The sequence below is a fragment of the Streptomyces nojiriensis genome (assembly GCF_017639205.1).
In the GTDB taxonomy this organism is placed as follows: domain Bacteria; phylum Actinomycetota; class Actinomycetes; order Streptomycetales; family Streptomycetaceae; genus Streptomyces; species Streptomyces nojiriensis.
The window spans coordinates 5,073,736-5,083,721 of record NZ_CP071139.1 but is presented as its reverse complement, the minus strand read 5'-3'; the positions used below and the strand labels follow the sequence as shown (position 1 = coordinate 5,083,721).

At 75.0% G+C, this 9,986-nt stretch carries 5 protein-coding genes; all 5 read right to left on the bottom strand.

Annotated features, from left to right (window positions below; genetic code table 11):
• Genes JYK04_RS23745 through JYK04_RS23725 form a run of 5 tightly spaced genes read right to left on the bottom strand, consistent with a single transcriptional unit; the run spans window position 1 to window position 9,586 of the window.
• Window positions 1-4,587 carry a type I polyketide synthase gene (locus tag JYK04_RS23745; protein WP_189743946.1) on the bottom strand — a complete coding sequence of 1,529 codons (4,587 nt, stop codon included), beginning with the start codon at window positions 4,585-4,587 and terminating at the stop codon, window positions 1-3.
• Complete coding sequence (locus JYK04_RS23740; RefSeq protein WP_189743944.1) at window positions 4,584-6,449, bottom strand: amino acid adenylation domain-containing protein; 1,866 nt, start codon at window positions 6,447-6,449, stop codon at window positions 4,584-4,586. Before JYK04_RS23740 ends, JYK04_RS23745 begins: the two co-directional genes overlap by 4 nt.
• Entirely contained in the window at window positions 6,439-8,115 is a 1,677-nt protein-coding gene (locus JYK04_RS23735; protein ID WP_189743942.1) for a condensation domain-containing protein, read from the bottom strand. Before JYK04_RS23735 ends, JYK04_RS23740 begins: the two co-directional genes overlap by 11 nt.
• Window positions 8,112-8,987 carry a thioesterase II family protein gene (locus JYK04_RS23730; RefSeq protein WP_189743940.1) on the bottom strand — a complete coding sequence of 292 codons (876 nt, stop codon included), beginning with the start codon at window positions 8,985-8,987 and terminating at the stop codon, window positions 8,112-8,114. Before JYK04_RS23730 ends, JYK04_RS23735 begins: the two co-directional genes overlap by 4 nt.
• The gene (locus JYK04_RS23725) at window positions 8,987-9,586 is read right to left on the bottom strand and encodes an NADPH-dependent FMN reductase (protein ID WP_189743939.1); all 600 of its coding nucleotides are present in this window, start codon (window positions 9,584-9,586) and stop codon (window positions 8,987-8,989) included. The genes JYK04_RS23730 and JYK04_RS23725 overlap by 1 nt, the downstream gene beginning before the upstream one ends.
• Between the last annotated feature and the right edge of the window lie 400 nt (window positions 9,587-9,986).

The following is a 9,986-nucleotide window of genomic DNA, read 5'->3' as shown; positions in this document are numbered from 1 at the left end:
TCAGCTGTCACCCTTCAGCTTCTGCTCGGCCTCGGCGGCGGAGAGGGCTTCGACCTCGCGCAGCATCGCCTCGAACTCGTCCAGACCGATGGACTCGGCCTGGTGGGCGCGGATCGCCGCCGCGAGCCCCGGTACGGTCGGCGCCTCGAAGACGGCGCTCATCGGGAAGTCGCCGTGCGCCTGGCGCAGCCGGCCCACGATCTGGATGGCGAACAGCGAGTTCCCGCCCAGGTCGTAGAAGTCGTCGTCCGGGCCGATCGGGGAGGCGCCGAGCATCTCCTGCCACACCCGGGCCACCGACTGGGCCAGTTCGTCGTCCGGCCACACCGTGGCGGGGTCCCAGTCACTGTCCTCGCCGCGGCCGCTGCCGAGCGCGTTCGTGAAGGAGGCCGCGGTCATGCCCTGCTGGTCGGCCAGGACGTCCTGGAAGTCGGCTCGGGACACGACCAGCTGGGGCAGGCCGGCGAAGAGCGCGGCGCGGGCCAGCGCGAGGCCGTCGGCGACGGGGATGCCCTGGCTTACGCGCAGCCGCTCGTACAGCTCGCGCACCTCGGGCAGTCCGGCCATCTGCAGCTCGAACCAGTCGTCCCACTCCCACTGCGACCAGTCGAGGGTGACGGTGTTGCGCCCCTGGGCGGAGCCCGCGGCGGCGAACGCGTCCAGGAAGGCGGCGGCGGCGCAGTTGTCGGCCTGGCCGAAGCCGCCGACGATGCCGGTGGTGGCCGAAGCCGAGAGGAAGAAGGCCGGCTCGTCGTCGGCGAGCAGCTCTTCGAGCAGCAGCGTGGAGCGCACCCGCGCCCCCAGCACGGCCTCGAAGTCGTCCCGCGACTTGAGCGCGACGAGTCCGGTGCCGCGGGCGTCCGCGCAGTGCAGTACGCCGTCGACGGCGCCCAGCAGGGAGCGGGCCTCCTCGACGAGCGCCCGGGCCTGCTCCGGGTCCGCCAGGTCGGCCGCCCGGTAGGTGACGGCGCCCGGACGGGCGGCGCGCAGCGCGGCGATCCGCTCGGCGCGGGCCCGCTCGGCCCCCGCGGGCAGCGCGGCCCACTCGCTCTCGGCCGGGAACTGCGGGTCCCCGACGAGCACCAGGCGGGCGCCCGCCTCGGCGAGCTGCTCGGCGAAGCTCAGCCCGGCCTCACCGGACACGCCGGTGACCAGGTAGCCGGCGTCGGCCCGCCAGGCCCGCTCGACGGGTACGGCCGCCGGCTCGACCGGCGCGAAGGCGCGGCCCAGCCGCTGGGTGCCCCGGTAGGCGACGAGGTTCTCGGTGCCGGGACCGGCCAGTTCGGCGGTGAGCTGCCGGGTCAGACGCGTCCGTGCGGCGGTGTCCGCCGGGGGCAGCACGTCGATGCTCCGGCACGTCAGCCAGGTGTACTCCTGCGGCAGGACGGTGACCGCCCCGTACAGGGCGGCCCGCTCGGGCCGGGTCACGTCGGAGCCGTACGCGTCCTGCAGCCGGTCGGTCAGGACGTCGACGCGCACCGGGGTGTCGGTGCCGCTCTCGCCGAGGGCCTGGGCCAGCGCGACCAGGCTGTGGAAGCCGGTGGCCACGCCGTCGGCGTAGCGGTCCGCGGCCGTGGCCGGAGCCGAGCCGTCCGGCCCGGTGACGGCCCAGGCGTGCAGGATCCGGTCCGGGACCGAACCGTCCTGGCGCAGCTCCGCCAGGACGCGTCCCAGGTGCCCGGCGTCCGCCGGGTCGGCGTCGAAGCCGCGCTCGGAGGTGCGGGCGTACGCCGCCGCCTTGCGCACGGTGGTGACGCTGTCGCCGCGCTCGCGCAGGGCGGCTGCCAGGTCGTCGGTCAGTCCGCGGTCGTCGGCCAGCACCAGCCAGGTGGCCGGTCCGGCCGGCTCCGGAGCCCCGGCCAGCGGCGCGCGGTGCCAGACCGGCGCGTACGTCCAGCGCGCGCTGTCGGTGCGCACGTTCGTGGCCCCGGCCGGCTTGGGCAGCAGGAAGCTGCGGCCCTGGAAGGGGTAGGCGGGCAGCGGCACCCGGCGGCGCCCGCCGCCCTCGTGCAGGGCGCTCCAGTCGACGCCGACGCCGTGGCGCCACAGCTCGGCCAGGCCCTCGCGGACCGCGCGGTGCTCGGCGGGCGCCTCGGCGCCGGCGCGCGGCTTGCGCAGCAGGGTGACGACGGGGCCCGGCTCCGGGTGGGTCTTGACGAGCCCGCCGAGCTGGCTGCCGGGGCCGGCCTCGACGAACACGGCGGGGCCGCGCTGGGCGAGGGCGGCGATGCCGTCGGAGAACCGGACGGGCCGGCGGGTGTGGGCGACCCAGTACGCCGGGTCGGTGGCCTGCTCGTCGGTGATCCAGGTACCGGTGACGTTGGACAGGAAGGGGATCTTCGGCGTGTTCAGCGTGACCGAGCGCAGCACCTCCTCCAGGCCGGGCAGGGCGGACTCGACCAGCGCGGTGTGGAAGGCGTGCGAGGTCTCCAGCTCGCGGACGGAGGCGCCCTGGGTTTCCAGGACCCGGCGGGCCTCGGCGACTTCCTCAGGCGTGCCGGCGACCACGCAGGAGCCGGGCGCGTTGACCGCGGCGATCGTCGCGCGGCCCTCCAGCGCCCGGGTGAGCGCCTCCTCGTCGAGGAGCACCGACAGCATCCGGCCGGGCGCGAGGTCCTGCATCAGCTGGGCGCGGCGGGCGACCACGCGCAGGATGTCCTCCAGGCCGAACACCCCGGCCAGGCAGGCCGATACGTACTCGCCCAGGCTGTGGCCGGTCATGGCGGACGGCTCGACGCCCCAGGAGAGCAGGAGCTGCGCGGTGGCGTAGTCGACGCAGAAGACGGTGGGCTGGGTGTAGAGGGTCTGCCGCAGCCGCTCGCGGGTCTCCTCGCCGTCGGCGGCGAACGCCACGTCCCGGACGTCCCAGCCGAGCTGGGGCAGCAGGAGCTCGGCGCACCGGTCGAGGGCTGCGCGGAAGACGGGCTCGGTGCGGTACAGGTCCGCGCCCATGCCCGGGTACTGGGCACCCTGGCCGGGGAAGAGGAACACCACCTCGGGCGGCCCCTCGCCCTGCCCGGCGGCCACGGCGGGCCGGTCCTGGCGCAGCGCGGCGGCGGCGCCTTCCCGGCTGTCGGCCACCACGGCGCGGCGGTAGGGGAGTTCGGCGCGGCCCGACTGCAGGGTGTGGGCGGCGTCCGCGAGGGCCGCACCGCCTTCGGTGAGCGCGGCCGCCAGGCGCTCCGCGGCGGCGTCGAGGGCCTCGGGGGTACGGGCCGACAGGGGCAGGACCTGCCAGTCGCCGTCCGCGTCGGGGGCCGCGACGACGGCCGGGGCTGCCTCCAGGACCACGTGGGCGTTGGTGCCGCCGATGCCGAAGGCGCTCACCCCGGCGCGCGGCGGGGTCGCCGTCTTCGGCCAGGGGGTGCCCTCGCCGGTGACCACGAAGGGGCCCTTGTCGAGGGCGAGCCGCGGGTTGGGGGCGCGGAAGTGGGCGGTCGGCGGGATGAAGCGGTGCTCCAGGGCGAGCGCGGCCTTGATCAGGCCGGCCACGCCGGCGGCCGCGTCGAGGTGCCCGATGTTGGACTTCACCGAGCCCAGGTGGACGGAGCCGGCGGCCGCGTCGGGACCGAAGGCCTCGGTGAGCGCCTGCACCTCGATGGGGTCGCCGAGCGGGGTGGCCGTGCCGTGCGCCTCGACGTACTGGACGGTGCCCGGCTCGACGCCCGCGACGGCCAGCGCCTCGGCGATGACCTCGGCCTGGCCGTGCGGGGACGGCGCGGTGAAGCCGATCTTGGCGGCGCCGTCGTTGTTGACGGCCGAGCCGCGGATCACGGCGTGGATGTGGTCACCGTCGGCGACCGCGTCCTCCAGGCGCTTGAGGACGACCAGGGCGACGCCGTCGCCGGAGACGGTGCCGGAGGCGTCCGCGTCGAACGGGCGGCAGTGGCCGTCCGTCGAGAGGATGGCGCCCTCCTCGTAGCGGTAGCCGCGCGGCTCGAACTCGCGCACCGCGACGCCGCCCGCGAGGGCCAGGTCGGACTCGCGGCTGAGCAGCGACTGCACGGCCAGGTGCACGCCGACCAGCGAGGAGGAGCAGGCGCTCTGCACGGTGAAGCTGGGCCCGCTCAGGCCGAGCTTGTAGGAGACGCGCAGCGCCAGCATGCCGGGGTCGTTGCCGATCGCGACCTGGATCTCGTCGGAGATCCGGCCGTCGGCGCCGCCGTCGGAGATCCGCTCGCGCAGGTAGCCGCTGCCCGAGGTGCCGGCGAAGACGCCGGTGCGGCCCTCGAAGGAGCCCGCCGGGTAGCCGGCCCGCTCCAGGGCCTGCCAGGCGGTCTCCAGCAGCAACCGGTGCTGCGGGTCCATCAGTTCGGCCTCGGAACGGGTCACGCCGAAGAACTCGGCGTCGAACCGGTCGAACCCCTCGACGGGGAAGCCCGACTTCACGTAGGCCGGGTCGGCGAGCAGCCGCTCGGGCACGCCCGCCTCGGCGAGCTGCTCGTCCGAGTAGTCGGTGCGGCCCTCCTCGCCCGCCGCCACCATGCGCCACAGGGCGTCGACATCGCCGGCACCGGGGAAGCGGCCGCTCATCCCGATGATGGCCACGGACTGCTCGGGCAGCGGCAGATCCGCTTCGTACGTCATGCGTTCTCCCCGTGCGGGTTGGTTGTGGACTGTGCGGCGAGCAGCTCTTCCAGGGCCGCCGCGAGTTCTCGGACCGTGGGCAGGTCGAAGAAGATCCGCAGCGTCACGGCGACGCCGAACTGCTCCTTCGAACGGGCCACGACCTGGGTCGCGAGCATCGAGTGCCCGCCGAGATCGAAGAAGTCGTCGTCGAGGCCGACGCGGTCGACCGAGAGCACATCGGCCCAGATCTCCGCGAGGGCCTTCTCCACCGGGGTGCCGGCGGCCTCGAAGTCGCCGCCCAGGTCGGGGCGTACGGCCTCGGGCGCGGGCAGGGCCCGCCGGTCGACCTTGCCGTTGAGGGTCAGCGGCAGCCGCTCCAGCGGGACGAAGACGTTCGGCAGCATGTACGCGGGCAGGGTGCGCCCCAGGTGCTCGCGCAACTCGCCGGTGCCGTCGGCGAGTTCCGCCCCCGCGGACACCCAGTACGCGACCAGGCGCGGCTCGCCCACCGAGTCCTCGTCGACGGTCACCACGCAGTCCCGGACGTCCGGGTGGCGGGTCAGGGCGTTCTCGATCTCGCCGAGCTCGATGCGGTACCCGCGCACCTTGACCTGGTGGTCGAGCCGGCCGAGGTACTCGTGGTCGCCGTCCGCGCCCCGTCGGGCGCTGTCGCCCGAGCGGTAGCGGCGGGCGCCGGGCTCGGCCGCGTCCGGGTCGGGCAGGAAGCGCTCGGCGGTCAGGGAGGGCCGGCCCAGGTAGCCCCGGGCCACTCCGGCGCCGCCGACGAACAGCTCGCCGGCCTCGCCGTCGGCCGCCGGGGTGCCGTCCGCGGCAGCGACCTGCATCGTCCAGCCCTCGAAGGCGCCGCCGATCATGGAGCCGGCCCCGGCGTCGAGGTCGGCCGAGGTCATCCGGCGGTAGGTGGAGTGCACGGTGGTCTCGGTGATCCCGTACATGTTGACGAGCTCGGGCCGCACCTCACCGTGCCGGGCGATCCACGGCCGCAGCATCTCGGGCGGCAGCGCCTCGCCCGCGAAGACGACCAGGCGCAGCGCGTCGAGGGCGGCCGGTCCGGCGCCGGGCTGCTGCTCCTCCTCGTACCGCACCAGCTGCCGGAAGGCCGCCGGGGTCTGGTTGAGGACGGTCACCCCCTCGCGGTGCAGCAGCGCGTGGAACTCCTGCGGCGAGCGCCGGGTCTCCTCCGGTACCACGACCAGGCGGCCGCCGTGCAGCAGCGCGCCCCACATCTCCCACACCGACACGTCGAAGGCGGCCGAGGCGAACATCGACCAGACGTCGTCGGGGCCGAAGCCGAAGTGGCCCTGCGTGCCGGTGAGCAGGCCCGTGACGTTGCGGTGCTCGATCATGACGCCCTTGGGGGTGCCGGTCGAGCCGCTGGTGTAGATGACGTACGCGAGGCTCGCCGGGCCGGTGCCCGCGTCCTCGGGCGCGGTGTCCGGGTGCCCGCTCAGGTCGGTGCCGCCGGGGCCGGTCACGACGGTGTGCGCGGCGGGCAGGCCCCGCCCGTCCCGGTCGGTGACCAGGACGGTGGCGCCGGCGTCGGCGAGGGTGAAGGCGATCCGCTCGTCCGGGCTCGCCGGGTCGAGCGGCACGTACGCGCCGCCCGCCTTGAGCACCGCGAGCAGCGCCGTCACCAGGGCGGTGGTGCGCTCCATGCAGACGGCGACCGGCACTTCGGGGCCGACGCCGAGGGAGCGCAGGTGGTGGGCGAGGCGGTTGGCGGACCGGTCGAGCTCGCGGTAGGTCAGCCGGCCGTCGATGCCGGTCACGGCGATCGCGTCGCCCAGGACCGACGCCTGCCGCGCGAACCGGGCGTCGATGGTGCCCGTTGCCGGGGCGGCCAGTGGGTCAGCGGTCACGGTGCGTGTTCCTCTCGGTGCCGGACGGCCGGAAGCGGACCGCTGGGAGATCCAGCACGGGCCCGTCCGGGAAGGTGATTGCGTCGTGCAGGGTCTGCTCGTACGCGGCCAGCAGAGCGGCCGGGGTCTCGGGCCCGAACAGGTCGGTGTCGTATTCGAGGGTCAGCGCGACGCCCGCACCGCTCTCCTGCGCGTACAGGCTGAGGTCGTACTTCGCGGTGTCCTGCGGGCCCGTGAGGTCGAGGGAGCAGTGCTCCAGCCCGGCGAAGACCGGGTCCGACTGCTCCTTGAGGAAGCTGAACATCACCCGGAACACCGGCAGGAAGTCCCGGCTGCGCCGGGAGACCAGGGCCTCGACCAGCTTGTCGAAGGGCAGTTCCTGCTGCGCGGAGGCGTCGAGCAGCGCGGTGCGGGTCCGGGCGAGCAGGCTCCGGAAGGCCGGGTCCCCGCCGAGTCCGACGCGGACCGGAACCATGTTGATGAGGCAGCCGAGGAGCTCTTGGAGCTCCGGCCGGGTGCGGCCCGCGACCGGGATGCCGACGGTGACGTCCTCGGTCCCGGACCAGCCCGCCAGCAGCGCCTGGAACCCGGCGAGCAGCGTCATGTTGAGCGTGCCGCGCTCCGCCCGGCCGAACTCCCGCAGCCGGGCGGTGAGTTCCGGCCCGAGATCGCGGGTGGCGACCGCGCCGCGGAAGGACCGGTGGCGGGGCCGGGGGTGGTCGGTGGGCACGGCGAGGGCCTGCGGGTCGTCGCCGAGCACCGACCGCCAGTGGGCGGTCAGGGCGTCCAGGGTGTCGCCCTGGAGCCGCTCGCGCTGCCAGACGGCGTAGTCGGCGTACTGCAGCGCGGGCTCGCCGCCCGTGCCCGGCCCCGTGCCCGACCCCGTGCCCGTGCCCGGGTCGCCGTAGAGCTCGCCCAGCTCCCGGAAGAAGATCTCGACGGACCAGCCGTCGATGGCGATGTGGTGGAACGTCACCACCAGGTGGTGGTCCTCGGCGCCGAGCCGCAGCAGGTGGGCCCGCAGCGGCAGGTCGGCGGCGAGGTCGAAGACGTACGCGCCCACCTCGGCGGCGATGCGGGCCGCCTCGGCCGCGGGCTCCGCCGCGGCGGTCAGGTCGGTGGTGGGGAGCGGGAACTCCCCGGGTGCGGCGGCGACGGCTTGGTGGGGCACCCCGGACGACGCCCGGTAGGTCGTGCGCAGCACCTCGTGCCGGGCGACGAGCGCGGTCAGCGCCCGGCCGAGCCGACCGTGGTCGAGGGCGCCGCGCAGCCGCAGCACGGTCGGTACGTTGTAGAGCGTGGTGTCGGGGTCGATCTGCTGCATGAACCAGAGCCGCTGCTGGGCGAAGGACAGTGCGGGCCGCTCCGGCCGCGCCCCGGCCCGCGGGCCCGCCGGTCCGGCCGCCGCGGGTGCCGCCCCCGCCTTCCCGGCCGTCATGGCGCCGCGCACCAGGCGGGACATGCCCTCCAGGGTGCCCGCGTCGAGCAGCCCTTCGGGCTCGACCCGGGCGCCGAGCTCCTCGTCGATCCGGTCGGCGAGGGTGCGTACCGTCTCCGGCCGCCCGCCGAGTGCCTGCCAGTGCGAGCCGAGCGCCACGTCGGTGGCGCCGAGGATCTCGGCCCACATCTGGGCGAGCTCCTCCTCCACGAATCCCATGACCGTCATATGAGTTGTGTCCCGGAGTGAGAGTGACGCACGGCGTCCTGGAGCAGTTCGAGGAATTTCGGCGGGTTGCCGCTGAAGTAGAAGTGGTCGCCCTCAAAGACGTGCACGTCGGCGGTGGCCGTCGTGTGGGCGCCCCAGGCGCCGGCCTCGGCGAGCGGCACGTCGACGTCGCCGTCGGCGACGAACACGGTGACCGGGCAGCCGACCACGGCGCCCGCGTCGACCCGGTACTCCGACAGCGCGCGCAGGTCGCCGCGGATGGCGGGAAGCACGAGCTGCAGCAGCTCCGGGTCCTGGCGCACCCCGTCGCTCGTACCGCCGAGGCCCATGATGCGGGCCAGCACGGCGTCGTCGGGCTCGGGTTCGGCCTCGTGCCCGGGCTCGGACCCGGCCCCGCCCGAGGTCAGCCGGTCCGTACGCACCGAGGGCGCCGAACTGGCCGAGGCGACGAGGAGGTGCGGAGCGGTGCCCCCGGCCGACTCCAGCCGCCGGGCGACCTCGAAGCCGATGAGCCCGCCCATGCTGTGCCCGAAGAAGGCCGGGCGCCGCGGCAGCCGGGTGCGCAGCGCCTCGTGGACGCCGTCCGCCAGCGCCGCCACCGATCCCGCGGGCTCCTCGAAGAGCCGGTTCTCGCGCCCCGGGTACTGGACGACCAGCATCTCGATGTCCGGGTCGAGCGCCGCCGACAGGTCGAAGTAGTAGCTGGCCGACCCGCCCGCGTGCGGGAAGCAGACCAGGGTGTACCGGGCCGCCGGCTTCGGGTGGAAGCAGCGGAGCCAGGTGGTGGGGGCGGCGGCGGTCCCGAGGACGCGCGCCGGTGTCGTCGTGGCCGTGCCGCCGTCGGGACAGTGGCCTTCGCCGGTGCCGCCCATCAGGCGTGCACCGTGTCCGCACGCAGCGCCCGGTGGGCCCGGCGCGCCTGCGCGAACTCGACGACCTGGCCGGCCATCGCGGTCAGCTGCTGCTGGATGTGCGGGTCGGAGCACTCGCCGTCGGCGCCGAACCCTGCCGCCGCGCTGTTGATCGCCACGCCCAGCGGGGTGGTCCAGCCGCGCAGGGCGTGCACGATGTCCCGGAGCGCGGCGAGCGTGGTCACCGCGCCCTGCCAGCCCATCCCGACGGACAGGCAGCCGACGGCCCGCTCCGAGAGGTACGGGCGGGGATCGCCGCGCAGCTCCTCGGTGTAGTCCAGGGCGTTCTTCAGGAGCCCGGACACCGTGCCGTGGTACGCGGGGCTCGCCAGCACCACGCCGTCCGCCGAGGCCACCTCGTCGAGGAGCCGGCGCGCCTGGGGCGGGCAGGCCGCCACGCGCGGGTCGTAGAGCGGCATGACGAGGTCGGCGCCGCTGACGAGAGCGACCTGTGCGCCCAGCCGGGCGGCCTCCGCGAGCACCACCCGCAGCCCGAGCTCCGCGGTGGAGCCAGGTCGGGAGGACCCCCCGATTCCGACGACCTTCACGGCCTGCTGCATGAACTCCCCGTTTCGCGTGTTCCGGTCCGGAACCCCGGCCGCCCGTCCTCCTGGCGCTCCGCGTTCCCCGGTGGTCGATCTCCCCGGTCGATCAGGACCGGCCACAGCCTTCGGCAAGCCAACTTGCAGGTCAACGCCCGCTGTCCGGGGAGATCCGATGGCCCCGTTCGGACATTCCGATGCCGCTTGCGGTAACGCCCGGAGCGCATCGGCGGCCTGCTCCCACCGGGGGCCCGCACCGCCCGCGACCGATCGCTCCCGCTGATGGGAGCCATCGGAGATGCCCGTCGGCCCGCTCTTTGCCGGGCGCCCCGGATGCGCGGATCATGGGAACGGCGCCGATCGCGCACACCGCCCCATGCCGAGCTTCCGGCGCGTACTCGAACAGGGTCATGTCCCG

What these genes read in the sequence shown, in the direction of transcription:
- JYK04_RS23745 (WP_189743946.1), bottom strand. Translation starts at nt 4,587, where the DNA reads ATGACGTACGAAGCGGATCTGCCGCTGCCCGAGCAGTCCGTGGCCATC.
- JYK04_RS23735 (WP_189743942.1), bottom strand. Translation starts at nt 8,115, where the DNA reads ATGACGGTCATGGGATTCGTGGAGGAGGAGCTCGCCCAGATGTGGGCC.
- JYK04_RS23730 (WP_189743940.1), bottom strand. Translation starts at nt 8,987, where the DNA reads ATGGGCGGCACCGGCGAAGGCCACTGTCCCGACGGCGGCACGGCCACG.
- JYK04_RS23725 (WP_189743939.1), bottom strand. Translation starts at nt 9,586, where the DNA reads ATGCAGCAGGCCGTGAAGGTCGTCGGAATCGGGGGGTCCTCCCGACCT.